Origin of the sequence: Roseibium denhamense (assembly GCF_009711415.1) — a bacterium.
In the GTDB taxonomy this organism is placed as follows: domain Bacteria; phylum Pseudomonadota; class Alphaproteobacteria; order Rhizobiales; family Stappiaceae; genus Roseibium; species Roseibium denhamense.
The window spans coordinates 38333-63720 of record NZ_SMLZ01000112.1 but is presented as its reverse complement, the minus strand read 5'-3'; the positions used below and the strand labels follow the sequence as shown (position 1 = coordinate 63720).

Annotated in this window: 20 protein-coding genes; 19 read left to right on the top strand and 1 reads right to left on the bottom strand. The window is 57.0% G+C overall.

Annotation, left to right across the window (positions count from 1 at the left end; translation table 11 throughout):
• The first annotated feature begins 19 nt into the window (after positions 1-19).
• The 19 genes from E1180_RS15620 to pnp all read left to right on the top strand — a co-directional run bounded on the left by E1180_RS15620 (position 20) and on the right by pnp (position 22413).
• A complete protein-coding gene (locus tag E1180_RS15620; protein WP_155192312.1) occupies positions 20-469 on the top strand; it encodes a Fur family transcriptional regulator in 450 nt (149 codons plus the stop codon).
• Entirely contained in the window at positions 462-1331 is an 870-nt protein-coding gene (olsA, locus tag E1180_RS15615) for a lyso-ornithine lipid O-acyltransferase (protein WP_155192310.1), read from the top strand. Before E1180_RS15620 ends, olsA begins: the two co-directional genes overlap by 8 nt.
• A 123-nt stretch (positions 1332-1454) precedes the next feature.
• Positions 1455-2918 (top strand): tRNA (N6-isopentenyl adenosine(37)-C2)-methylthiotransferase MiaB, encoded by a 1464-nt coding sequence (gene miaB / locus E1180_RS15610; protein ID WP_155192308.1) that lies wholly within the window; start codon positions 1455-1457, stop codon positions 2916-2918.
• An 84-nt stretch (positions 2919-3002) separates the two neighbouring features.
• Entirely contained in the window at positions 3003-4058 is a 1056-nt protein-coding gene (locus E1180_RS15605; RefSeq protein WP_155192611.1) for a PhoH family protein, read from the top strand.
• 12 nt (positions 4059-4070) lie between these two features.
• On the top strand, positions 4071-4586 hold the full coding sequence (ybeY, locus tag E1180_RS15600; RefSeq protein ID WP_155192306.1) for an rRNA maturation RNase YbeY: 516 nt from the start codon (positions 4071-4073) through the stop codon (positions 4584-4586).
• A 36-nt stretch (positions 4587-4622) separates the two neighbouring features.
• Entirely contained in the window at positions 4623-5813 is a 1191-nt protein-coding gene (locus tag E1180_RS15595) for a hemolysin family protein (RefSeq protein WP_155192304.1), read from the top strand.
• A gap of 75 nt (positions 5814-5888) precedes the next feature.
• Positions 5889-7505: an apolipoprotein N-acyltransferase gene (gene lnt, locus E1180_RS15590; RefSeq protein ID WP_155192302.1), complete on the top strand. Its 1617-nt coding sequence runs from the start codon at positions 5889-5891 to the stop codon at positions 7503-7505.
• A 189-nt stretch (positions 7506-7694) separates the two neighbouring features.
• The gene (locus E1180_RS15585) at positions 7695-8099 is read left to right on the top strand and encodes a helix-turn-helix domain-containing protein (protein ID WP_155192299.1); all 405 of its coding nucleotides are present in this window, start codon (positions 7695-7697) and stop codon (positions 8097-8099) included.
• A gap of 64 nt (positions 8100-8163) precedes the next feature.
• Positions 8164-9384 (top strand): methionine adenosyltransferase, encoded by a 1221-nt coding sequence (metK, locus tag E1180_RS15580; protein ID WP_425280922.1) that lies wholly within the window; start codon positions 8164-8166, stop codon positions 9382-9384.
• 91 nt (positions 9385-9475) lie between these two features.
• On the top strand, positions 9476-10162 hold the full coding sequence (trmB, locus tag E1180_RS15575) for a tRNA (guanine(46)-N(7))-methyltransferase TrmB (RefSeq protein ID WP_155192295.1): 687 nt from the start codon (positions 9476-9478) through the stop codon (positions 10160-10162).
• Between the two features lie 294 nt (positions 10163-10456).
• Positions 10457-11047, top strand: a complete 591-nt coding sequence (gene rimP / locus E1180_RS15570) for a ribosome maturation factor RimP (RefSeq protein ID WP_283404651.1) — start codon at positions 10457-10459, stop codon at positions 11045-11047.
• A 64-nt stretch (positions 11048-11111) separates the two neighbouring features.
• Positions 11112-12785, top strand: a complete 1674-nt coding sequence (gene nusA, locus E1180_RS15565) for a transcription termination factor NusA (RefSeq protein WP_155192292.1) — start codon at positions 11112-11114, stop codon at positions 12783-12785.
• Positions 12786-12836: 51 nt separating this feature from the next.
• Positions 12837-13472 (top strand): RNA-binding protein, encoded by a 636-nt coding sequence (locus E1180_RS15560; protein WP_155192290.1) that lies wholly within the window; start codon positions 12837-12839, stop codon positions 13470-13472.
• 29 nt (positions 13473-13501) lie between these two features.
• A complete protein-coding gene (infB, locus tag E1180_RS15555; protein ID WP_155192288.1) occupies positions 13502-16252 on the top strand; it encodes a translation initiation factor IF-2 in 2751 nt (916 codons plus the stop codon).
• A 99-nt stretch (positions 16253-16351) separates the two neighbouring features.
• Positions 16352-16765: a 30S ribosome-binding factor RbfA gene (gene rbfA, locus E1180_RS15550; protein WP_155192285.1), complete on the top strand. Its 414-nt coding sequence runs from the start codon at positions 16352-16354 to the stop codon at positions 16763-16765.
• Between the two features lie 274 nt (positions 16766-17039).
• Entirely contained in the window at positions 17040-17984 is a 945-nt protein-coding gene (truB, locus tag E1180_RS15545; protein ID WP_155192283.1) for a tRNA pseudouridine(55) synthase TruB, read from the top strand.
• Positions 17985-18020: 36 nt separating this feature from the next.
• Positions 18021-19463 (top strand): flavin monoamine oxidase family protein, encoded by a 1443-nt coding sequence (locus E1180_RS15540; protein WP_208997178.1) that lies wholly within the window; start codon positions 18021-18023, stop codon positions 19461-19463.
• A gap of 259 nt (positions 19464-19722) precedes the next feature.
• Positions 19723-19992, top strand: a complete 270-nt coding sequence (gene rpsO, locus E1180_RS15535) for a 30S ribosomal protein S15 (protein WP_155192281.1) — start codon at positions 19723-19725, stop codon at positions 19990-19992.
• Between the two features lie 291 nt (positions 19993-20283).
• Positions 20284-22413 (top strand): polyribonucleotide nucleotidyltransferase, encoded by a 2130-nt coding sequence (pnp, locus tag E1180_RS15530; RefSeq protein WP_155192279.1) that lies wholly within the window; start codon positions 20284-20286, stop codon positions 22411-22413.
• A gap of 155 nt (positions 22414-22568) precedes the next feature.
• On the opposite strand, the gene E1180_RS15525 is transcribed toward pnp, so the two are convergent.
• Entirely contained in the window at positions 22569-25283 is a 2715-nt protein-coding gene (locus tag E1180_RS15525; protein ID WP_196220609.1) for a putative bifunctional diguanylate cyclase/phosphodiesterase, read from the bottom strand.
• Positions 25284-25388 lie beyond the last annotated feature (105 nt).

Genomic DNA, 25388 nt, shown 5'->3' with positions numbered 1-25388 from the left:
GGAAGCGGAAAAGGGTCTCATGACAGACGAGCGTCAATCCACGCTGGCGGACATGTGCATCGAAAAGGGCATGCGCATGACCGAGCAGCGGCGCGTGATTGCTTCGGTTCTAGAAGAGGCTTCAGATGAACATCCGGATGTCGAAGAGCTCTATCGCCGTTCTGTTTCGATTGATCCGAAAATCTCAATTTCTACCGTCTACCGGACCGTAAAGCTGTTCGAAGATGCAGGTATGATCGAACGGCACGACTTCCGCGACGGCCGGTCCCGGTATGAAACCGTTCCCGATGAGCACCACGATCATCTCATTGACCTGCGGAGCGGGCAGGTGATCGAGTTCCGAAATGAGGAAATTGAAGCCCTGCAGGAGTTCATAGCCAAGAAACTGGGCTATAAACTGGTCGATCACAGACTGGAGCTCTACGGAGTGCCGTTGGACAAGGCCAAGGAATCCAAAAACGATGGCTGACATCAAGGCCGTATCGATTGTCATCGTTTTGGCCCTTGTTTCTCTCGTTTTTATTCCCCTTCAGTGGCTTGCCATCAAGCTGAGACTTCCCATCCAGAAGGTCTTGCCGTGCGTGTGGCATAAAATTGCTGCGCGGATGGTGGGTATCAAGATCCAGCAGATGGGAGAACCGTGCCGGGACAGGCCGCTCCTTTTGACATCCAATCATGCATCCTGGCTGGACATTGCAGTTTTTGGCTCGCTCATGCCTTTGTCTTTCATTGCGAAGTCGGAAGTATCTGGCTGGCCGGTATTTGGCCTTCTTGCCAAGTTGCAGCGCACCGTTTTTGTAAATCGTGAAAAGCGATCGGAAACGGGCAATGTGGCCAACGAGATTGCCGAACGTATGGCTGCCGGCGACGCGATGGTGCTGTTTGCGGAAGGAACTTCCAACGATGGTAATTCTGTCCTGCCGTTCCGCTCAGCCCTCATTGGGGCTGCAACCCGGGCTGCCGGCAATGGAAGGGCCGGCACACAGGTTTGGGTTCAACCGGTTTCGATTGCATATCAGGGCTTTTACGGCATTCCGATGGGCCGTGCGCACCGGCCACATGTTGCCTGGTATGGTGAGATGGAGCTTGCTGGCCACCTTTGGGGCATCTTCAGACGGGGGGCGCTGGATGTGATTGTTTCCTGGGGCGACCCAATTCTGATCAACGCCGCAACGGACCGGAAAGCGCTCACCCGGCACTTGGAGCAGGAAGTGCGCTCCATGACACTGGCATCTTTGCGCCAGAAGCAGGAACCGCAAGATATCTCTCTTGCGAATGAACCTGTGAAGTTCTTCCAAAACGAGGAAAAACCGGCTAAAGCTGGCCGCTGATTTAAGGCCGTGCCGCGCTCAAGATCCAAATTCGGGATCAGGTGGTGATCAGAGACGATAATTCGTCCGGTCTGCGCACAACACACATAAAAGCCGGCAGCCTGGAAAGGCTACGAGGAGCGAATGACAAGCCGCCCGGAAACAGAACAAGACGCGGTCACGAATGCCGCGACACCCGAGGTCGTTGCAAACAGCAATAAGCGCAAGGTTTTTGTGCGCACTTACGGCTGCCAGATGAACGTCTATGACAGTGAACGCATGACGGATGTTTTGGCGCCTGAAGGCTTTGAGGCGACGGGAGATCTGGAAGACGCTGATCTGGTGATCTTGAACACCTGCCATATTCGGGAGAAGGCTGCGGAAAAAGTGTATTCCGAGCTTGGCCGTATCCGGAAGGTCAAGGAGGCGCGTGCCAAGGCCGGTAAGGACATGATGGTCGGTGTGGCTGGTTGCGTGGCGCAAGCCGAGGGAGAAGAAATTTCCCGCCGTGCGCCCATTGTCGATATGGTCGTCGGGCCCCAAAGCTACCACCAGTTGCCCGCGCTTCTTGAAAAAGTACGGTCCGGCAAGAAAGTTGTTGAAACCGAATTCGATATCGATGCGAAATTCGACCAATTGTCTGCGCGCGCGGCCAGACCGGTTTCAAAGCGTCCATCCGCTGCTTTTCTAACTGTTCAAGAAGGGTGCGACAAGTTTTGTACCTTCTGCGTTGTTCCGTATACGCGCGGTGCTGAGGTATCCAGATCTGTATCCCAGATCGTGACCGAGGCTGAACAAATGGCCGCCTCCGGCGTGCGGGAAGTCACCTTGCTGGGGCAAAACGTAAATGCCTATCATGGGGAAGCAGAAGACGGCGCCACCTGGGGGCTCGGCCGCCTGCTGCGCCGTCTTGCGGAAATCGATGGATTGGACCGCCTCCGCTATACGACCAGCCACCCAAGAGACATGGACGATGATCTCATCGAGGCGCATCGTGAGTTGAAAAGTCTTATGCCTTACCTGCATCTGCCGGTGCAGTCGGGCTCGGACAAGATCCTGAAAGCGATGAACCGCCGCCACACCCGTGATGAGTATTTCCGTCTTCTGGACCGCATCCGTGAAGCATCCCCTGACATCGCGCTTTCTGGCGATTTTATCGTTGGCTTTCCGGGGGAGACGGATCAGGATTTCGAAGACACACTCGATCTCATCCGCAGAGTAGAATACGGATCCGCGTTTTCATTCAAATACAGTCAGCGGCCGGGAACTCCCGGTGCGACTATGGATGCGCAGGTGCCAGAAGACGTCAAAAGTGAACGCCTGGCGGTATTGCAGGCGCTTTTGAGTGAGCAGCAAAAAGCCTTCAACGCCTCCAGGAAGGGGATGGTGTGCGATGTCTTGCTTGAAAAGGCGGGGCGGAATCCAGGTCAATTGGTTGGCAAGTCGCCTTGGTTGCAGCCGGTTCAACTGGACGCCCCCATCGATCTGATTGGGTCAATACAAGCGGTGGAAATCGTTGACATTGGATCTAATTCCCTGTTCGGGCGGCTGAATGCGGGGCAAGATAGCGATGACCAGTCCGTGGCCATCCCGACCCCGGCGGCCTAAGGGAGACGTCATTTGACGCGCGACAGCCAATCTTCTTCCCGCAAGCAACCGGACGCGCCAGCCACGGCTGCATCGGCTTCAGACATGACGCACATCGTTTTGGCGTTTGAGGACAACCGGCTGATTGGCGATTTGTTTGGACAATTTGACCAGAACCTCGCGCTGATCGAGCAGCGTCTTGGTATCGATGCGATGGCGCGGGGAAATCAGGTCACCTTGAAAGGGTCTCAGGCAAGCTGTGCCCAGGCCCGCACCGCGCTAGAAGCCATGTATCAACGTCTCTTGCAGGGCCAGGAAATTCACCCGGGTGATGTGGATGGCGCCTTGCGGATGGCAGCCGCGGCCGAGGCGCAATTGCCTTTGCCAACGCTCGAGCCGAAGTCTCGTCTGGCTTTTGCGCAAATTGCGACCCGGCGGAAAACCATAGTTGCCCGCACGGCGACGCAGGACGCCTACATCCGGGCCATGGACCGGGCCGATCTCATTTTCGGAACGGGACCTGCGGGCACCGGCAAGACGTTTCTTGCGGTTGCCTATGCCGCGGCTCTGCTTGAACGCGGCGATGTTGCGCGGCTTATCTTGTCCCGGCCAGCGGTCGAGGCCGGCGAGCGCCTCGGGTTTTTGCCGGGCGAGATGAAGGACAAGGTTGATCCTTACCTTCGCCCGATTTACGACGCGCTCTACGAAATGATGCCGGCGGAAAAAGTGGATAGAGGCCTGCAGTCCGGGATGATCGAAGTCGCCCCGCTGGCATTCATGCGCGGGCGGACACTTTCAAATGCTGTTGTTCTCCTGGATGAAGCGCAGAACACGACATCGATGCAGATGAAAATGTTCCTCACGCGCTTGGGCGAAGGGTCTAAGATGATCGTGACCGGCGACCCGAGCCAGATTGACCTGCCGTCTGGTCAAAAGTCTGGTCTTCGGGAGGCGCTTGGGCTTTTGACCGGGATCGAAGCCGTAAGCCATATCCGGTTCACGGAAACGGATGTGGTCCGGCACGAGCTGGTGGGACGTATCGTTACGGCCTATGACAACGCAGCGCGTGAAGAATCGGAAGCCCGCGAACGCCGGTATGAGCAACGCCGCCGCGATCCGGATGGCGGCCAATCTGCCGATCGCACCGCAGCTGTTTCCTGAGGCGCGACGTGCATGTCTTCTGAAGTGCCCTTTGATCTTGAGATTGATCTTGCCGTTGAAGCAGGTGACTGGCCTCCTCAAGATCAACTGACAGGGCTCCTGGAGCGCGCTGTGTCGGCCGCCGTTGCTGAAGCCGGCTTGAAGGCGGTTCCCGGATCAGAGATCTCGTTTGTCCTTACTGACGATGAGGCGGTACGGCAGTTGAACAAGCGCTGGCGCGAGAAGGATAAGCCAACGAACGTTCTTTCTTTTCCTGGCAGTGATCCTGAAGGTGATTTATATGGACCGCTGCTGGGGGACATCGTGATAGCCAGTCAGACAGTCATCCGGGAAGCGGAAGAATTGGGAATTGAATTTTCCGATCACCTTTCCCATCTGGTGGTTCACGGAATGCTTCATCTTTTTGACTATGATCATCAGGACAGTGAAGAAGCGGAGCTTATGGAAAGCTTGGAGAAGGCCATACTGGCCAAGCTCGGCATAGACGACCCTTATGCGGATCGGCCCCTTGTGGCGGATTACGATTAAGTGGCATGATAAAGCATTGGGTTCTTTTGTTGAACGATGATGAACGCAGTTGAAACGCAGAGTCCGGCGAGCGGGGCGGAGACGGCCTCCTCGAGTCAGGGACAAGACGGGGAAGACCCGCAACAGACCAAGCCGCGACCTGCGGCCCTTTTCGAAAATCTCAAACGCCTGTTGCGCTTGGGGCGTCCCGCCACAAGCTTGCGGGAGAATCTGGAAGACGAGCTGTCGCGCGAAGGCGGCACCGATACGGCGTTTTCCCCCGAGGAGCGTTTGCTCCTGGGCAATATCTTGCGGCTTCGCGAATTGCGCGTCGATGATGTGATGATCCCGCGCGCTGATATTGACGCGGTAGATTATGGCACATCACTGAGCCGGGTCATGGAGCTGTTTGAAGACAGCGGCCATTCACGTATGCCGGTCTATGACGACACGCTCGATGATCCGCGCGGAATGGTCCATATCAAGGACCTTATGGCCTATATTGCCGAAAAGGCATCAGAAGGCCGTCCTGCAACCTCTGTGGAAAAACCAGACGATGGCGAGGCAAAGATACCAGAGGCAAATGGCCGGCCCGGACACAACCTGCCAGCGCTAGATCTGTCCTGTGTCGATTTATCGGTATCGCTCAAAGACACTCAGCTGCTGCGAAATGTCCTGTTCGTGCCGCCATCCATGCCTGCGACAGATTTGATGGCCAAGATGCAGGCCGGCCGCATCCAGATGGCATTGGTCATTGATGAGTATGGCGGAACGGATGGTCTCGTGTCGCTCGAAGACCTTGTCGAAGAAGTGGTCGGCGACATCGAGGATGAGCACGATGAAGATGAGGAGGCCATGCTGGCACCGGCTGGCGACGGCCTTTGGATCGCGGATCCACGTTTGCCTCTGGAAGACGTTGATGAAGCGCTCGGCACCAAGCTCATCGAAGGTGGCTTGTCGGAGGATGTAGATACACTCGGCGGGCTTCTTTATGTGTCCGTTGGCCGGGTTCCGGTGCGCGGTGAATTGTTGCATGTATCTGATGTGAATGGATTCGAGTTCGAAATCATGGATGCGGACCCGCGCCGGATTAAGCGCTTGAAGATCCGGCGCCGCCGCTCTGAAGTCCGGCAGCAGGACATACGCCGCCGCCCCAAACGGGCCGATGACAGTGCTGAAACTGAGACGCAAAAGTCAGCTTCAGCAGACGACAAGCCGGACCCGTCTGCAACTCAAACAAAAGAATGACGGTCAAACAGCCTTGACCCGCCCGTGTGGTTCCGCCAACCCTCCTTTTCGCTAAAAGAAGGGGTGCGGGATCGCATGCAATTGGTCGCTCAATATCTTTCCGTTGTGCCGAACACGTTCTTGCTGGCGTGGGGGTGGCGCAGGCGGTGCCTTTGCTGCCTGTCTGGGGCACTGGCCGCTGCGGCCCTGCCGCCGTTAGGGGCGCTGTTCGTTTTGCCGTTGGCCTTCGCCGGCCTCGTATGGCTTCTGGATGGAGCGCTCGATGCCGGCTCTCACAGCCGTTTTGCCAGGTTTCGCGTTGGTTTCGGCATAGGCTGGCTGTTCGGCTTTGGTTACTTTCTTGCCAGCCTCTGGTGGATCGGGTCGGCTTTCCTGGTAGAGGCCGATAAGTTTGCTTGGCTGATGCCCTTTGCAGTCGTGCTGATGCCTACCGGCTTGGCACTGTTCACTGGATTGGGGGTTGGAGCCGCAGCCGCCGTCTGGAGTGACCGGTTTAGCCGCATTCTGGTGTTGGCGGCCACCGTGACCCTTGCGGACTGGACGCGCGGCCATGTTCTGACCGGCTTTCCCTGGAACGCTTTTGGATACACGGTCTCTGACAGCCTGCTCCTGTCGCAGATTGCCAGCGTAATCGGCATCTACGGTATGAGTTTTCTGGTGATTGCGATTGCCTCAGCGCTTGCTCTTCTGGCGGACGCGAAGCCGCTCCGGGCTCGTATCGTACCGGTATTGGCCGCGCTCGGAGTGCTTGGTTCGCTCTATGGATTCGGGTTCGTCCGGCTGGCTATGTTGCCCGCGGCTTTCAGCGAACTCGATATACGGATCGTGCAGCCGTCGATTGACCAGAAAGACAAATGGCGTCCGGATCTGCGCGATCAAATCTTTCAAACATATTTGCACATGAGCGAAGCGCCACTGTCCGGGGAAGCAAGGGTTGGACAGCAGCGTCTGATTGTCTGGCCGGAATCAGCTGTTCCCTTTCTGCTCACCCAGGAACCGGGAGCTCTCTACAGGATCGGCAATACACTTGGTCCGGCGAGCAGTCTCGCACTTGGCGCTATACGTACGGAACCTGGTGCTGATGGCCCCGAATACTTCAACAGTATCTATGTCATCGGCTCTGGTGGAACCATCGAAGGGCTGTATGACAAAGTCCGCCTGGTGCCTTTTGGCGAATATGTTCCGCTCAAATCGCTCTTGGATAGTTTCGGGATTTCGAACCTTGCAGGCCCTGGTTCCGGTTTTCAGGCGGGTTATCAGCCCAGGTTGTTGTCTACCTCCGAAGGTTTTAGTTTTCTACCATTGATTTGCTATGAAGTGATTTTTCCAGGGCCGGTTCGTGCAGGGGCAGGAGATCCGGGGTTTATTCTCAATGTGACCAATGATGCCTGGTTTGGCCGCACGCCAGGGCCGTATCAGCATCTGGCACAAGCACGCATACGTTCCATAGAAACCGGCTTACCGCTTGTTCGTGCAGCAAATACCGGGATTTCCGCCATTGTTGATGGCCGTGGGGTTATCCAGCAGTCTTTGGGTATTTTCGAACGCGGGGTAATCGATGGCCGGGTTCCCTTAAGGTTAGGTCAAACCATTTACGGAACATTTGGCGATGTCCCAATTGTTATTATTTCGATTGGACTTGTAATATTTGCGTATAGTTCAAGACGCAACCGTGATTCGCGTGTAAATTGATCTTTTTTGTTTGAGTTGAGTGAAGGAAGTGTGATACAACCGTGAAATAGCCGATTGAAGGCTGGTTCATGTACTAGTGAGAAGTTGCGGGCAAACTTCCATCTTTTGAGCCTTGTGGGGGGCTTATGAGAGCTGGTGCAAACGAAAACGAGCGGATCCACGCCGCAAAGAATAAGAAAGATTGATGCTATGCCCAGTAAGAAATCTCCTAATCCGATTGATATCCATGTCGGCAGCCGCGTTCGTCTTCGGCGTATGATGCTTGGTATGAGTCAAGAAAAACTTGGCGAAAGCCTTGGGATTACTTTCCAGCAAATCCAAAAATACGAAAAGGGCACGAACCGCATCGGGGCGAGCCGTTTGCAGCACATCGCGACTATCCTGAAGGTTCCCGTTTCCTTTTTCTTCGAGGATGCACCCGGCACCCCGGAGGAAGCTGAAGGTTTTGGCGAGACCCAGCCGACATCCTATGTGGTTGATTTCCTGTCCTCCTCAGAGGGTCTGTCATTGAACAAGGCCTTCGTGCGCATTGAGGACCCGAAGGTCCGCCGGCGGATTGTCGATCTTGTCCGGTCGCTTGCGGGCGATGATTGACAAAAATCGCCAGCAAGCTTGACGCGGTGAAAAACTTCTTAGATTGATGGCGCCTGAAGCGGCGATGATTTCGCCGCTTCTGTCATATTCATTCCCAGAAGGACGATCGCCAATGGCACGTCAGAATTATCTCTTCACATCAGAATCAGTCTCCGAGGGGCATCCGGACAAGGTTTGCGACCGTGTGTCCGATGCAGTCGTTGATGCTTATCTCCGCGAAATGCCGGAAGCGCGCGTGGCGTGTGAAACACTCGCTACCACCAACCGGATCGTTATTGCCGGTGAGACACGCGGTCCGGCAACCATCACAAATGATTACATCGCGCATCTTGCGCGGATGGCCGTAAAAGACATCGGCTATGAGCAGGACGGGTTCCATTGGGAGAAATGTGATATTGCCGTGCACTTGCACGCGCAGTCCGCTCACATTGCCCAAGGCGTGGATGCAGCCGGGAACAAGGATGAGGGCGCTGGCGATCAGGGCATCATGTTCGGCTACGCTTGCCGTGAAACAGACGAGTTGATGCCCGCGCCGATCTTGTTCTCCCACAAGATCCTTCGTGATTTGGCCGAGGCGCGCAAATCCGGCAAAGAGCCGGTCCTTGGACCCGACGCGAAAAGTCAGGTGACGGTCCGTTACGAAAATGGCAAGCCGGTCGGCGTTACTTCTATCGTGCTTTCAACGCAGCATCTGGACCCGTCTTTGACATCCATGGATGTCCAGAAGATCGTTGAGCCGTATATCCGCAGCGCACTTCCCGAAGGCTGGGTTTCCGGCGAGACGGTTTGGCATGTCAACCCGACCGGGGCGTTTGTGATTGGTGGCCCGGACGGTGACGCAGGCTTGACCGGCCGCAAGATCATCGTCGACACCTATGGCGGCGCGGCTCCGCATGGTGGCGGTGCCTTCTCTGGCAAAGACCCCACGAAAGTGGATCGCTCGGCTGCATATGCGGCTAGGTATCTGGCCAAGAACGTCGTTGCGGCAGATCTTGCGGACCGCTGCACGATCCAGCTGTCCTATGCTATCGGTGTGTCCGATCCGCTGTCGGTCTATGTGGACCTGCACGGCACTGGGCGTTGCGACGAGGCGAAGCTGGAAACCACCCTGCGGGAGGTTATGCGCCTCAGCCCGCGTGGTATCCGCGAGCACCTGAACCTGAACAACCCGGTTTATGAGCGCACGGCTGCTTATGGTCACTTCGGCCGCCAGCCTGAGGCTGATGGAGGCTTCTCCTGGGAGAAGACCGATCTGGTTGACGACCTGCGTCCGCTTGCAGGATAAGCTGCTCTAGAATAGCTGGACTTGAATTCCCTAATTAAAAAGATCGCTGGCCCGGCAAACTGCTGGGCTGGCGCTTTGGTTTTATGATCCGATGATTGACCGATACGAAGGTTCCTTTTTCGGCCGCCGCAAGGGTAAGCCGCTCAGCCCCCGCCGCGAGGCGCTGATGAAAAACGAGTTGCCACGGCTTGCGCTGGACCTCTCCGCGGCGCCCCCCGAAGACCTGCGGGACCTGTTTGGTGGTAATGTTGACACGGTATGTCTTGAGGTGGGGTTTGGTGGCGGCGAACACCTGCTTCACCGGGCGCGGACAGAGCCGCACACGGGCTTCATCGGCGTCGAGCCTTTTGTTGGCAGTATGGCGAAAGTGGTGACAAGTCTGCTGGAAGAACAGCTGGCCAATGTCCGGCTGTATGACGATGATGCGGTGAATGTTCTTGACTGGCTGCCCGAGGCGTCCATTGATCTTGCCTACCAGCTCTACCCTGATCCTTGGCCGAAAAAACGCCATTGGAAACGCCGGTTTATCAATTCTCAAAATCTGGACCGGTATGCCCGGGTCATTAAGCCGGGCAGCGAATTTCGGTTTGCCAGTGATATCGATACCTATATCGACTGGACGCTGAGGCACTGCCGTGACCATCCGGCATTTGACTGGACTGCAAGGACTGCCTCAGACTGGAAAACACCTTGGGTCGGCTGGCCCGGCACAAGGTATGAGGCGAAAGCTGTTCGCGAAGGCCGGGTAGGACGGTATTTGACCTTCAGGCGGGTCTGACCGGGGCTTCCAGCAGGTCAGGGTTTTCCGGCCTGCGGTGAGACAACTTCTTTCCGGCTTTTTGCGTTCGCCTCTTGCCTTCAAGGCATATTTGGCGTTATACAGCCGGTGTTTCACCTCAAACGGCTTATCTGAGCGATTTGAGAGTGGGCCCGAACGGGACCCGCTCTTTTTTGTTTACCTAAAGCCGCATGGTGATCTGATCAGAATTCCGGCAGGGCAGCTGAATGTCATAACCTCATCAGACGTGCCACGGTCGGCGACGGCCTTATCGGCCGAAAACAGGAGCCAAGTGTGAGCGCACACGACCCAAGAATTGTCACTGAGCAGGGGCTGGATGCCCGTGTGGCAACGATTGTTGAGCCGGTTATCGAGGACCTTGGTTTCCGTTTGGTGCGCACCAAGATCAGCGCGGCCAATGGATGTACGCTGCAGATCATGGCCGAGCGTCCCGATGGAACGATGACGGTCGAGGACTGCGAGACCATCAGCCGGGCCGTGTCCCCGGCACTTGATGTCGAAGACCCGATCAATCGCGCCTATCACCTTGAGATTTCATCGCCAGGTATTGATCGCCCCCTCGTTCGGGCTGGCGACTTCGAGCGCTGGTCGGGTCATGAACTCAAAGTCGAAATGAACGTTTTGCAGGACGGACGCAAACGGTTCCGTGGCATGCTGCTCGGTGTTGAAGACGGTGCGGCGGCCGTGCGTTTGCCTGATGCGCGCGACGGTGAGGCCGACACGGTAAAGTTGCCCCTGGGCGATATTGGCGAAGCACGGCTGATACTAACGGATGATCTCATAACTGCGGCTCTTCAGGCGGAAAAGGCGGCTCTGGCCGCCCGGACCAATGACGAGCTCAAACAGGATAATACGCCGAATTGAGCAAGGGGCTTGCCGGGTACACAAAGGTGTCCGGCAGGGCCGAACGGCGCAAGAGGAGTGGAATATGGCAATCAGCGCGAACCGTTTGGAGTTGCTGCAAATTGCGGATGCGGTCGCTCGGGAAAAATCCATCGACCGGATGATCGTCATCAACGCGATGGAAGATGCGATCCAGAAGGCTGCCCGCTCCCGGTACGGCACCGAGACGGAAGTGCGTGCTGAAATCAACCCGAAAACCGGTGACATACGTCTGCAGCGGTTGCTCCAGGTGGTCGAGATTGTCGAAAACGTTTCGACAGAAATCTCCCTTCAGGACGCACAAGCGCGCAATCCGGAAGCGAGCCTTGGCGACTTTATCGCAGAACCGCTGCCGCCGCTCGATTTTGGCCGTATTGCGGCGCAATCTGCCAAACAGGTCATAGTTCAAAAAGTGCGCGAGGCCGAACGCGACCGGCAGTATGACGAGTTTAAGGATCGCGTTGGCGAGGTCGTGAACGGCGTCGTGAAGCGGGCCGAGTATGGCAACGTAATCGTGGATCTGGGCCGCGGCGAAGGCATCGTGCGCCGGGACGAGCTTATTCCGCGCGAAATTTTCCGGACCGGTGATCGCATCCGCGCCATCATTTACGATGTCCGCCGCGAGCAGCGCGGACCGCAGATTTTCCTGTCACGCACACACCCGCAGTTCATGGCGAAACTGTTCGCGTCGGAAGTGCCGGAGATTTATGACGGCGTTATCGAGATCAAGTCTGTTGCGCGCGATCCCGGTTCCAGAGCGAAAATTGCTGTTATCTCCAAGGACAGCTCAATCGATCCTGTTGGCGCCTGCGTTGGTATGCGCGGCAGCCGCGTTCAAGCTGTAGTGGGTGAGCTGCAGGGTGAGAAAATCGACATCATCCCGTGGAATGACGAGCCGGCAACATTCATCGTCAATGCCTTGCAGCCTGCCGAGGTTGCCAAGGTTGTTCTCGATGAGGACGCGGAGCGGATCGAAGTGGTTGTTCCGGATGATCAGCTGTCATTGGCGATTGGCCGCCGCGGGCAGAATGTCCGCCTGGCGTCTCAGCTGACAGGCTGGGCGATCGACATTATGACGGAAAACGAGGAATCCGAGCGCCGTCAGAAAGAATTCCAGGAGCGGTCACAGCTGTATATGGACGCTCTGAACGTGGATGAGATGGTCGGTCAGCTTCTGGCGACCGAAGGCTTCTCGTCCGTTGAAGAAGTCGCCTACGTTGAAATCGAAGAAATCTCGATGATCGAGGGTTTTGATGACGACACGGCCGTCGAAATCCAGGCGCGAGCCCGCGATTATTTGAGCGAGCTGGAGGCGAAACTCGACGAAGAACGGGTCTCCCTCGGAGTTTCGGACGAGTTGCGCTCGATTGATGGCCTTACAACAGCTATGATGGTCGCGCTCGGCAAGGACGACGTCAAAACCATGGAAGATCTCGCCGGATGTGCGGCTGACGACCTCGTCGGCTGGACGGAACGCAAGGATGGTGAGACCAAACGGTTTGAAGGAACTCTGAGCGACTTCGACTTGTCCCGCGCAGAAGCCGAAAACATGGTTATGGCAGCCCGGCTTGCGGCTGGCTGGATCACTGAGGAAGAGCTGGCTGCACAGTCTGCTGAAGCCGAGGACGAGCTTGAGGACGGTGAAGAGCTTGAAGGTGAAGCCGCCGAGCAGGAGGCTCAGGCTGAGCCAGCGGCCGGTGGCAACATCTTGAACGGCTAAGCGGCCGGTCAAAAAGAGAGGCACGGGCCTCCGCGAGTTGGGAGTGGCGGCTTGCCGAGAAAAAATGAACCGACCGAGCGGCAGTGCGCTGTTACGCGGGAGGTTCGCCCGATAGAGGACTTGATCCGGTTTGTGCTCGACCCTGACGGTCAAGTCGTGCCGGATCTGAAAAGGGTCCTCCCAGGGCGGGGTGTTTGGATGTTGGCAAACCGGACCACGGTTTGCGCTGCAGAAAAAGACTGGAAGAAAGTCTTCGGCAGGGGATTCAAGGGCGATGTCCGGGTGCTGCCCGGCCTCGCTGACATGATCGATGGATTGATGGAGCGTCAGACCCTTCAGGCGCTTTCGATAACCCGGAAAGCCGGCGAATTGGTCACCGGCTTTTCAAAAGTTGAAGCGGCTTTGCGTCGGGATCCCGTCGCGGGCCTCATCCACGCCTCGGATGCTGCTGATGATGGGGTGCGGAAACTGGCGGCAGTGATTGCTGCGAGTGATCGGTTTGCAGACGGATTAGAAGTGGTCCGTTTGTTCGACTCGGACCAATTGGATTTGGCATTGGGCCGGTCAAATGTGATACATGCTGCACTGCTTGCGGGGCAGGCGAGTGAAAACTTTTTGGCGCGGGTACGTGACTTGAAGCGATTTCGCAACTATACCGCCGCAGATGACGAACAGAGCAACGCTTAGCAGGACGGTTGCGCAGGACTGAAGGCAATATGAGCGATACGAAGAATCCAGGCGACAAAACAATCAGCGTTGAGCGTGGCAAAACGCTTGGCCTTAAGCGCGGAGGTGGTGACCAGGGAACGGTTCGCCAATCCTTCTCGCACGGCCGGTCGAAGGCCGTCGTCGTGGAGAAAAAGAAACGCCGTCTCGTGATGCCGGGTCAGGAACAAAAGACTGACGGTCCGGCTCCGACCACCCAGCGGCTTGACAGACCTTCCGAAGCACCGCGCACACCGCCGCAGCCTGATCCGCAACAGGCCCGCCAGGCCCGTAAGGCAGCTTCTGGCCAGCGCCAGAAGGGCAATGGGAATGTCCTGAGGACACTCACGCCGGAAGAGGCGAAGGCCCGTGCAGCTGCTCTTGAAATGGCAAAAGTCCGGGACGAAGAAGACCGGAAGCGCCGTGAGGAAGACGACAAGCGGCGTGCCGCTGAAGCGTCCAAGCGCCAGGCAGAGGAAGAAGCCAGGGCCAAAGCGGAAGCCGAGGAGCGTGCAAAACGCGAAGCGGAAGATGCGCGCCTGGCAGCTGAACAGTCCAAGCAGAACGCTGCTGCCGCTGAAGCATCAGCATCAGCCGAAGCGGTGACAGCGGACCGTGCGCCAGCAGAAGCGGCCAAACCGGCAGTGCGCAAGGTATCCCAGCGCAAGCCTGCCCATGCCGATGGCGGTCGTCCGCCAAGCCTTGATGACATGGGCAAGCAGCGCAAGGCGCCTGAGGCCGCAAAGCCGAAACAAACCGCGCCAGCTGACGCTGAAGGGGATGATCGTGGCGCGAAAGGCTTGCGGGCCGTCAAGCGTCCGAAACAGGCTCCAGCTCCCGCACCTGCGCGTCCGCGCGGTGGCGATGACCGTCGCCGTTCAAAACTGACGATTTCTGCCGCCACAGGCGGAGATGAAGGCCAAAGGACACGTTCGCTCGCGTCCATGCGGCGGCGTCAGGAGAAGGCCAAGCGCGGTCAGCAGCAGGTAGTGCGTGAGAAGATTTCCCGTGAAGTGACCCTTCCGGAAGCCATCACGATCCAGGAACTGGCCAACCGTATGGCCGAGCGGTCTGTGGACGTGATCAAGCTGCTGATGAAGCAGGGTCAAATGCTGAAGATTAACGACGTGATCGATGCTGACACTGCGGAACTGATCGCTGAGGAAATGGGCCACACGGTCAAGCGCGTTTCGGAAGCCGATGTGGAAGAAGGTCTGTTCTCAACCGAGGACGATCCGTCAACCATGGAAGCCCGTCCGCCGGTTGTGACCATCATGGGTCACGTTGACCATGGTAAGACGTCGCTTCTGGATGCGGTTCGCAAGGCCAAGGTGGCAACCGGTGAGGCTGGTGGCATCACTCAGCATATCGGTGCGTACCAGGTTGAGCAGGACGGCAACAAGATCACCTTTATCGACACTCCGGGCCACGCGGCGTTTAGCCAGATGCGTGCCCGCGGTGCTAAGTCCACGGATATCGTGATCCTGGTGGTTGCTGCTGACGATGGCGTCATGCCGCAGACCAAGGAAGCGATTGCACATGCAAAAGCTGCCGACGTGCCGATTATCGTCGCCATCAACAAGATGGACAAGCCGGGCGCAGATCCGAACCGGGTTCGCACGGAGCTTCTCAGCGAAGAGCTGGTGACGGAATCCATGGGCGGCGACGTCATTGACGTTGAAGTCTCGGCGAAATCTGGTCAGAACCTCGACAAGCTGCTGGAAATGATCCTGTTGCAATCCGAAGTTCTGGAACTTCAGGCCAACCCGGATCGGACTGCAGAAGGCATTGTCATTGAAGCACAGCTCGACCGTGGACGCGGTCCGGTTGCGACAGTCCTCGTGCAAAAGGGTACCCTCAAGCCGGGCGATATTCTTGTTGCCGGTTCCGAGTGGGGCCGTGTTCGCGCCATGCTTGACGAAAACGGCAAGCAGGTCAGCGAAGCCGGTCCGGCGAAACCGGTAGAGGTGCTTGGGTTCCAGGGCACTCCTGCTGCCGGCGACATGGTTGCCGTCGTCGAGAACGAGGCCCGCGCCCGCGAGATTACCGACTACCGTCAGCGCCAGATCCGGGAAAAGGCATCTGTTGTCGCTTCCGGCACGCGTGGCTCGCTCGAGCAGATGATGAACCGCCTGCAGGAAACCGGCCGCAAGGAGTTCCCGCTGGTTCTCAAGGCCGACGTGCAGGGGTCTGCAGAAGCTATTGCGCAGGCACTGAACGAACTTGGAACCGACGAAGTTGGCGCCCGCATTCTACTATCCGGCGTTGGCGGTATCACGGAAAGCGACATCACGCTTGCCGCGGCCTCCAAGGCGCCGATCCTCGGTTTCAACGTGCGTGCCAACAAACAGGCCCGTGAAGCGGCTCAACGCGACGGTATCGAGATCCGCTATTACAACGTGATTTACGATCTCGTGGACGACATCAAGGCAGCCATGTCTGGTCTGCTGTCGCCGGAACGCCGCGAGACTTTCCTGGGCAATGCGGAGATCAAAGAGATCTTCCACATTTCCAAAGTGGGCAAGGTCGCCGGGTGTCTGGTTACCGAAGGTGTTGTCGAGCGCGGGGCGCAAGTCCGCCTCATCCGCGACGACGTCGTTATCCACGAGGGCGAATTGGGCACGCTCAAACGCTTCAAGGACGAGGTCAAGTCTGTCGAATCCGGTCAGGAATGCGGCATGAACTTCACCAAGTACCAGGACATGCGTCCGGGCGATGTCATCGAGTGTTTCCGCGTCGAGCACATCAAACGTACGCTCTGATCGCCGGTTACCAATTGGCAGAGATGCGCGCCGGCGGGACTTCAAGGTCACGCCGGCGCCCTTGTATTTGGAGCTTGGAAAAGCTCGTTAGGATTTGAAATGGCGAAACATTCTGGACATGACAACCGGGGACCGTCGCAGCGCCAGCTCAAGGTTGGCGAGACGGTCCGCAAGGAGTTGTCAGATATCTTCACCCGTGGCCGGTTTTCCGACCCGGACCTGGATGGCGTGATCATCACCATTCCTGAAGTGCGCATGACACCGGATCTGCGGTTGGCGACTTGTCTTGTCATGCCGCTCGGCGGCACAAACGCAGACAAGGTGGAAAAAGCCCTGAACAGGAGTGCAAAATACCTGCGCGGGCAGGTGTCCCGCCGGCTGACGATGAAATACATGCCTGACCTGCGGTTTGTCCTCGATACACGGTTCGATGACGATGACCGGATCGGCACGCTTTTGCACCAGCCCGACGTTGCACGGGATTTGGAAAGCGATACGGACCGGGAAGACTGAGCCAGCCGGGCATTGCGGCTTGTTTCTGATCCCATTGTTTCTCGGGTTCGGGTGAATTTGCCTCCCAGAAGACCGGGTTTGAAACGTTCCAAGTCTCGCCCACTTGGATCAGTGGGCGATAAATCGGACCCGATTTCCCGCCCGCTCGTCGGATATGGAGTGATCCGGTATCGTTGGGCGTTTCTGGCAAAACGCCCAATGCTTTAAACAAACACTTGCAGGCAGATCTGCGGGATAGGCCCGCTGTCGACTTGCAAAAAACCAAGCAAGAAAAATGGCTCGAAAACAGCAGTTCAAGCGCAAGAAAAACATCATCAACGGCTGGCTTGTGCTCGACAAGCCTTACGGGATCACTTCGAATGATGCGTTGGGCAAGATTAAGCGCATTTTTTCTCCGCAGAAGGTCGGGCATGCCGGTACGCTGGACCCTCGCGCTTCAGGTCTGTTGCCGGTGGCTTTCGGTGAAGCGACTAAGACTGTTCCTTTCGTGATGGATGGCCGCAAGGTTTACCGGTTTCAGGTGACATGGGGCATTGAAACCAATACGGATGATACAGAAGGGGAGGTTGTTGCAACCTCAGGCATTCGTCCGGACAAAGAGACTATCTTGAGCATTTTGCCCGAGTTTATCGGCGAAATCATGCAGGTTCCGCCGAAGTTTTCGGCCATCAAGGTCGCGGGTGAGCGGGCTTACGATCTGGCCCGAGACGGTGAAGATGTGGAGCTGGAAGCGCGGCCAATTGATATTCACCGGCTCGATCTGGTTGAATGTCCGGATGATGACCGGGCTGTGTTTGAAGCAGAATGCGGCAAGGGAACCTACGTGCGGGCACTGGCGCGCGATCTCGGCCGCCGCCTTGGAACATGCGGGCATGTCACGGAGCTGCGGCGGCTTCTGGTTGGCCCGTTCGGGGAAGAGGATTTGGTTGCTTTTGAGGAGCTTCTCGAAGCAGCTGAGGCGCTGGATGAGGCGAGCGGGATAGACACGCTTGTAGAGGAATTTGTCTTGCCCGTGCGCGAGGCAATGGACCAGCTTGTTGAAGTGCCAGTGTCTGAAGATGACGCTGCGAAAATCCGGAAGGGCATGCAAGTTCTTCTGCGCGGACGGGACGCCCCGCTTAATTGTGAAACGGCGTTTGCAAGCGAAGCAGGCGTTCCAGTTGCTATCGGTGCAATCGAAAGAGGCCGTTTTCAGCCGAGCCGCGTGTTTCATCTTTAGCAGATTGCCATCATGTGCTGACCTTTCCATCCAGCCATGGCAACATGCTCTGTCGGCAATGGCGAGGATGAGACGCTGGGCAAGATGAAACGCGAACGAACCCGCCGTTCTTATGAAAATGGCAATGCGACGCGCCGCCAGATCCTAAAGATTGGTGCGGGCGCGGCACTAGCGTTGCCATTAACGGTGCCACGCCCCGCAAAGGCCCAAAATGAAGACTTTGATGTCATTGTGATTGGTGCGGGAATTTCCGGTCTGGCTGCTGCGCGTCGTCTCAACGAGCTTGGATTTTCAGTCGTTGTGCTTGAAGCCACATCGCAAGTCGGTGGCCGGATCAGGACCGACTGGTCGCTAGGCGCCCCTTTCGAGGTTGGAGCCGGCTGGATCCACCGTCCGGACGGAAACCCGATTTCCCGTCTGGCGGCAGATATCGGCGCCCCCACGGCGGTAACACCCGACGAAAGCTTTCAGGTTTTTGCAAAAGACGGTCAGGCGATCCCGGCCTCCGTCATTGAGGCCAAATATTTTGATCTTGAGCGCCTCTACACCCGGATCGACACCACCTTCGATAAGGACCAACCGCTATCGGACGCGATCCGGCGGGTCTCCAAGGGCAGTCTGCAGGATCCGGTCCTGCGCTGGATGATGAGCGCCTACACGGAATTCTCAACCGGGGCCCCGGTAGAAAAGCTGTCGGCCTACTATTTCGACGAGGACGATGAATATGATGGCGCGGATGTCGTCCTGCCCGGTGGCTATGATCAGATCCCCAAAAGCCTCGCAGATGGTCTTGATATCCGGCGGAACACGCTGGTTGAGAGCATCGAATACGAGGAGGGAAACGGCGCGGCTGTCCACACCTCAAAGGCTACATTCGAGTCCTCCTTCGTGATCTGCACGGTGCCCCTTGGAGTTCTCAAGAAAAGAATAATCACGTTTGATCCGCCGCTTCCCAAGGCGCATCAAAAAAGCATCGATGAGATTGGCTTCGGCAGCGTCACCAAACTGGCCCTGAAGTTCGAGCGGGCCTTCTGGCCGGAAGGCACGCAGTATTTCGGCTATATGAGCGAGCCGAAGGGACGCTGGAACTACTTCGTCAACTACCGCACGATCAGCCCGGAAAACATCCTGCTTGGCGTCAGCGTCGGGGACTATCCGTTTGTTGCCGAGAAAATGAGTGACGCTGACATGATCGCCGACTGCATGAGCGCTCTTCGAGCCATGTTCGGCCAAAACACTCCCGAACCCATCGGGCATCTGGCAACGCGCTGGTCGGAAGACCCGCACACCTTGGGGGCGTATTCCTATACGGCGGTCGGCAACACACCGGCGGATTTCGACCGCTTCGCAACGCCTGTGGCGAACACTATCCTGTTTGCCGGCGAGCACACGACCTTTGATTTTCATGGAACGGTGCACGGTGCATACCTGAGCGGATTGGCGGCTGCCGATCGAGTCCAACGGGCCCTTGCAAAATGAATGACAAGACTTGCTTTGAACCGAAGCCCCGGCAAAACTGATCCCGCTGAAGCGGCTTTGCGAGGAGCCTTGAAGAAAGCCCTTTATTTCCGCAGCGTTTTCCGTCATATTCCGCCGCCATTGGGCATCGAGGCCCAGTTCGTCCTCTCAAAACCTTTGCTGACCGACATCTTGGCTCTGGCGACGGGGGGATCAGGCCCTGAAGGGCATTTCAACGAACCGGGTTCACCCGGTCACCCTCTTTGAAAGGAAAAGAGCGATGTCGATTACTACAGAGCGTAAAGCTGAGCTCATCAAGGAATATGCGACCAACGAAGGCGACACCGGTTCTCCGGAAGTCCAGATCGCTATTCTGACCGAGCGCATCAACAACCTGACCGAACACTTCAAGGGCCATGGCAAGGACAACCACTCCCGCCGCGGTCTGCTGAAGATGGTTGCGCAGCGCCGGTCCCTTCTGGACTACACGCGCGGCAAAAGCGAAGACCGTTACAAGTCGCTGATCGAGCGTCTTGGCATTCGCCGCTAAGGTTCGCGAAAACTCATGAGACGCGGTGGACATTGTCCGCCGCGTTTTTCTTTAAATCGAGGTCCTTATGAGTGTTTCCCTTTTCCCGGCAAACCCTTTATAGAGACCTCGTGACATGTCATGGGGCAGGATTGCCGGCTTCTTTCCTTTCGTGTGTTTCGAAAGCAGCCCGTTGTCTTGCCCGTGGCCTGTCCACCGGTAACCGGCCCATCCGGGGCCGACCGGGAACGTGCTTCCCTTAAGGGCCGCATGGCGCGGCGGAGTGGAAGCAAAGCATGTTAAGGACAGATGATGTTTGATATTCATCGTGTAGAAGTGGACTGGGGCGGACGGCCGCTGGTCCTCGAAACGGGCAAGGTTGCCCGTCAGGCAGACGGCGCTGTTATGGCGACCTATGGAGAAACCAAGGTTCTCGCCACCGTTGTCTCCGCGAAAGAGCCGAAGGCCGGCCAGGATTTCTTCCCGCTCACCGTGAACTACCAGGAAAAGGCTTTCGCCGCCGGTAAGATCCCGGGGGGCTTTTTCAAGCGTGAAGGCCGCCCAAGCGAACACGAGACCCTGACGTCGCGCTTGATCGACCGTCCGATTCGCCCCCTGTTTGCTGATGGCTACAAGAACGAAACACAGATCGTTCTGACCGTTCTTTCGCATGACATGGAAAATGCTCCTGACATGCTTGCGATGGTCGCAGCCTCGGCTGCCCTGACCATTTCCGGCGTCCCCTTCATGGGGCCGATCGGCGGTGCACGTGTCGGCATGATCGATGGCGAGTTCGTTCTCAATCCGCACATTGACGATATGGCTGAATCGGCTCTGGATCTTGTGGTCGCCGGTACCAGCGACGCCGTGCTGATGGTTGAATCGGAAGCCAAGGAGCTGGACGAAGACACCATGTTGTCAGCTGTCATGTTCGGTCATAAGGGCTTCCAGCCTGTCATCGACGCGATCATCAAGCTGGCTGAAACGGCTGCGAAGGAACCGCGCGAATTCTCAATGCCGGACCATTCAGAGCTTTTCGGCAAGGTGAAGTCCATCGCTGCCGAGGATCTTTCCGCTGCTTACAAGATCACATCCAAGGCTGAACGCAAGGCCGCTGTGGATGCAGCCAAAGCGAAAGTCGTTGAGGCCCTGATCACCAACGCGGCAGAAGGTGAAGCTGTCGAAGCGACCGTCCTTGGCGAACAGTTTAAAAAGCTGGAAGCTGAAATCGTTCGTGGTGGTATTCTGGACACCGGAAAGCGGATCGACGGACGTGACCTGTCAACGGTTCGGCCGATCGTCTCCGAAGTCGGCATTTTGCCGCGCGCCCACGGTTCCGCCCTGTTCACCCGCGGCGAGACCCAAGCCCTTGCTGTTGCGACGCTTGGCACCGGAGAAGATGAGCAGTTCGTCGATCTTCTCGAGGGGACTTTCAAGTCTCATTTCATGCTGCACTACAACTTCCCGCCTTATTCTGTCGGCGAAGCTGGCCGCATGGGGTCGCCAGGGCGCCGCGAAATCGGGCATGGCAAACTGGCCTGGCGCGCGATCAACCCGATGCTGCCGGCGCACCACGAGTTCCCGTATACGCTGCGTGTTGTTTCCGAAGTCACCGAGTCCAACGGCTCGTCCTCCATGGCAACCGTCTGCGGTACATCGTTGTCGCTCATGGATGCTGGTGTTCCGTTGAAAGCTCCGGTCGCCGGTATTGCCATGGGCCTGATCAAGGAAGGTGACCGGTTTGCAGTCCTGTCCGATATCTTGGGTGATGAAGATCACCTGGGTGATATGGACTTCAAGGTGGCCGGTTCTGAGAACGGCATCACATCGCTGCAGATGGACATCAAGATCGACGGTATCACCGAAGAGATCATGAAGGTTGCTCTGGAGCAGGCCAAGGGCGGCCGGATCCATATTCTCGGTGAAATGGCAAATGCCATCACCGAAGCTCGATCTGAGCTGGGTGAGCATGCCCCGCGCATCGAAATGATGAAGATCCCGGTCGACAAGATCCGTGAAGTCATCGGTTCCGGCGGCAAGGTCATCCGTGAAATCGTTGAAAAGACCGGCGCAAAGGTGAACATCGAGGATGATGGCACCGTCAAGATCGCCTCTTCCGATGGCAAGGCGATCAAGGCCGCGGTGAACTGGATCAACTCCATTGCCGCAGAGCCGGAAGTCGGCATGATTTACGAAGGTACTGTCGTCAAATGCGTTGACTTCGGCGCATTCGTCAACTTCTTCGGCGCGAAAGATGGCCTGGTGCACATCTCCCAGCTTGCTCCGAAGAAAGTTGCTAAGGTCACGGACGTGATCAAGGAAGGCGACAAGGTCTGGGTGAAACTCATGGGCTTCGACGAGCGCGGTAAGGTGCGTTTGTCCATGAAAGTTGTCGATCAGGAAACCGGTAAGGAAATTCCGAAAGACGACGCAGCAGAGTAATCATCTCTCCATTGCCGAGAATTGGAAGCGGGGGCCGATGTGGCCCCCGTTTTTTGTTTTGAACACTTAAGGGGGCCAGGCCTAGGGCCTCTCCCGGGCAGACATGGTCGCCGAGCAATCAATCAGCTTGGGAGTTGCGCTGGTGTGTTGGAGCGCTATACCGCGCCCATGATTTTTTTCGCCGGCCCGCGATGTTCTTCCAGATAGCGAAGGAAGTCGGCCGCGCTCATGGGCCGGGCAATGCCATAACCCTGGATCAGGTTGCACCCGAGCGCGGTAATCAATTCACACTGCTCCGGCGTCTCTGCGCCCTCGCAGACAATGCCGATCTTCAGTCCCTCGGCCATGGAGACGATAGCCCGGACAAGGGCCTGTCCGGCCGTATCGTGCTCAATCCCCTTAATGAAGGAGCGGTCGATTTTGAGCATATCGATGGGAAGGCGTTTCAAGTAACTCAAAGATGAGTAGCCGGTTCCAAAATCATCAAGAGAAATGTTGACGCCCAGCTCGCGGATCGACTCCATCACCTCGACGGGGTCTATACGCCTGTCATCGAACATCATGCTTTCGGTGATTTCAAGATGAAGACAAGCCGGGTTCATGCCGGTCTCCCTCAAAATCCTGGCCAGTCTGTCGATAAAGTCTGTGTCGCGGCATTGACGTGTCGACAAGTTTACGCTGATCCCGCCCAATTGGTGTCCATTCTGATTGCAGGATGCGAAGTAGGTACAGGCTTCCCGGATGACCCACTCTCCCAGGCGGCTGATGAGACCTGATTCCTCGGCAACCTTGATGAACTCGTTTGGAGGCACCGGGCCAAGCACAGGATCAGTCCAGCGGCACAATGCCTCGCACATGACCAGAGAACCCGAGCGGTAGTCGACGATCGGCTGATAGTGCAGATGGAGTGCCTCGTTCTCGACGGCTTGCCGGAGGGATATTTCGATTTGCCCTGCCCGCGCCGCTTGTTCGTTCATGCGCGCGGAGAAGAACTTGTAAGTGTTGCCGCCGTCGGCCTTGGCCTCATACATACTGGTGTCGGCCTGCAGAAGAAGCGTCTCATCATCTTCGCCGTCAACCGGGCTAATCGTGATTCCGATGCTGATGGAGACCACCATTGGGCTTAGGCCTTCGATAGCAATGGGTTCGGCTACGGCTTGCAGCACGTCCTTGGCCACGGTCTCGATGTGCCAGCTGTCGTTGAGGTTTGACAATATGATCGCAAACTCATCGCCGCCCATTCTTGCAACGGTCTGGTCCGGACCAAGAGCTGCCGTCAGCCGCTTGGCCACTTTCGCGATCACAGCGTCCCCTGCCTTGGGCCCGTAGGTTTCGTTGACTGTTTTGAACCGGTCGACATCCAAAACCATAAGTGCCGAAATATCGTCCAGCTGCCGGTTGCGCTGAATGGTTTGGTTGAGCCGGTCAATCAGCAGCCGGCGGTTCGGTAGCCCGGTCAAAAGGTCGTAGTTTGCGTTCTTGTTCGCGAGTTCCTCATGGAGCTTCCGGTCGCTGATGTCGGTTATCGTGGCGTAGTAGGCAAGCTCTCCGCGCCACTCCGTTACCTGAACCTGTTGCTCCAGCCAAATGGTTTGCCCATCTTTCCGCAAACCCTTGACCTCGTAGGATTGCGGAGCGCGTCCGACTTCGCGCAGTTTATAGTAGCTCCGCAGGCGCGTATGTTCCTCCGGGGCGTAAACTGTCAGGGTCGGCAGATCGAGCAGCTTGTCACTCTGCCCGGGCTCATACCCGAGCATCTCAAGCAGCGCATCATTCACATAGATGATGCGATGGTTTGCATGAACCAGCACGCCATGAAGGGAACTGTCGATCATATCCCGGAACTGCCGGTCACGGTCCCGCACCGCTTCAAAGGCACTTTGAAACATCGAGGCCAGCTGGTTGAATTCGGAAATAAACCCTTTTTCAGGAGCGTCTACGACGCGGTCCTTGTGGAGATTTTTCGCGTAGGAAAGCAGTCTGCCGAGGCCGGTGTTTGTAATCCTGGAAACGATTAGCGCCGCGCCGAGCGCTAGGATGGACGTGTAGAGGAGAAATGGAGTGAAAAACTTCTGATACGTTGCGCGAACATTTTGCTGGGTGTCGACCGTCTGCCGCGAGACAACCGAGATCATGTGCCCGTCCATGTCGGTCGATAGCGGCGATTTCACAAACAGCTGGTCGTTTACCAGCTGATACGTCACTTCATCTTCGGTCTCGAAAATCTTTTCCGGGAGTTGTCCGCGATCCAGGTCACCGAGCCCGGCAATGATTTGATCGTCATGGACAAAGGCGAGATTGTCGACCCGAAGTGTCTTGGCAAGGGCGCCCGGTAGCGAAAAGGAATCGGTTACCGATGTCCCGCCGACAACCCGGCCGAGTGCTTGACCTGTGTCCGGATCCAGGACCAAGACTGACAAGGCCGCTGTTGTGATCCCGGGTTCAACACTGTGATCGGTGTACAACACCCAAACGTCCGGTGGCAGAGCGGCGCGGACCAGAGGCGGCAACTGTTCGCCCGTATCGATAAGACCCAAACTTGATGTGGCCCATTCCGGAGTATCGGGCCGGTCAACCAAAAGGATATCGAGCACCGCGCTCGTCATGCTCTGGGCAGCACCGTCAATGACGGCCTGGGCATCGTTTGCCTGATTGTCCTGCAGGGCTTGCCGGAGAGCCGGGTCGGTTGCAGCCGAGCGGATCTGCCTTTCAAGCTGGTCGAGGTGCTGTACAAAAACCAGGCGTGCCAATGTTGCCTTTGAGCGCGCAGTTCTCGCCATCTCGTGTTCTGCGATTGATAGGCTTCCAAGGTAGGTAACCCAGAACAACGCAACGGCGGTGCCGATCAGCCCGACGGCAAAGAGGCTCATTACGAGCCTGCTGAAAGGAAATGTGAATCCTACTTTTGGTTTAAAACCTAACATTTAGGGCCCGATGTAGAACCTCTGTTCGAAAAGGTTCGGAAACAGAAGAAT

Coding starts and splice junctions, on each gene's coding strand:
- rpsO (WP_155192281.1), top strand. CDS start 19,723: ATGTCGATTACTACAGAGCGTAAAGCTGAGCTCATCAAGGAATATGCG.
- E1180_RS15620 (WP_155192312.1), top strand. CDS start 20: ATGACAGACGAGCGTCAATCCACGCTGGCGGACATGTGCATCGAAAAG.
- metK (WP_425280922.1), top strand. CDS start 8,164: ATGATTTCGCCGCTTCTGTCATATTCATTCCCAGAAGGACGATCGCCA.
- miaB (WP_155192308.1), top strand. CDS start 1,455: ATGACAAGCCGCCCGGAAACAGAACAAGACGCGGTCACGAATGCCGCG.
- ybeY (WP_155192306.1), top strand. CDS start 4,071: ATGTCTTCTGAAGTGCCCTTTGATCTTGAGATTGATCTTGCCGTTGAA.
- E1180_RS15540 (WP_208997178.1), top strand. CDS start 18,021: ATGGCAACATGCTCTGTCGGCAATGGCGAGGATGAGACGCTGGGCAAG.
- E1180_RS15595 (WP_155192304.1), top strand. CDS start 4,623: ATGATGAACGCAGTTGAAACGCAGAGTCCGGCGAGCGGGGCGGAGACG.
- rbfA (WP_155192285.1), top strand. CDS start 16,352: ATGGCGAAACATTCTGGACATGACAACCGGGGACCGTCGCAGCGCCAG.
- E1180_RS15525 (WP_196220609.1), bottom strand. CDS start 25,283: ATGAGCCTCTTTGCCGTCGGGCTGATCGGCACCGCCGTTGCGTTGTTC.
- infB (WP_155192288.1), top strand. CDS start 13,502: ATGAGCGATACGAAGAATCCAGGCGACAAAACAATCAGCGTTGAGCGT.
- truB (WP_155192283.1), top strand. CDS start 17,040: ATGGCTCGAAAACAGCAGTTCAAGCGCAAGAAAAACATCATCAACGGC.
- lnt (WP_155192302.1), top strand. CDS start 5,889: ATGCAATTGGTCGCTCAATATCTTTCCGTTGTGCCGAACACGTTCTTG.
- olsA (WP_155192310.1), top strand. CDS start 462: ATGGCTGACATCAAGGCCGTATCGATTGTCATCGTTTTGGCCCTTGTT.
- trmB (WP_155192295.1), top strand. CDS start 9,476: ATGATTGACCGATACGAAGGTTCCTTTTTCGGCCGCCGCAAGGGTAAG.
- nusA (WP_155192292.1), top strand. CDS start 11,112: ATGGCAATCAGCGCGAACCGTTTGGAGTTGCTGCAAATTGCGGATGCG.
- pnp (WP_155192279.1), top strand. CDS start 20,284: ATGTTTGATATTCATCGTGTAGAAGTGGACTGGGGCGGACGGCCGCTG.
- E1180_RS15605 (WP_155192611.1), top strand. CDS start 3,003: ATGACGCACATCGTTTTGGCGTTTGAGGACAACCGGCTGATTGGCGAT.
- E1180_RS15585 (WP_155192299.1), top strand. CDS start 7,695: ATGCCCAGTAAGAAATCTCCTAATCCGATTGATATCCATGTCGGCAGC.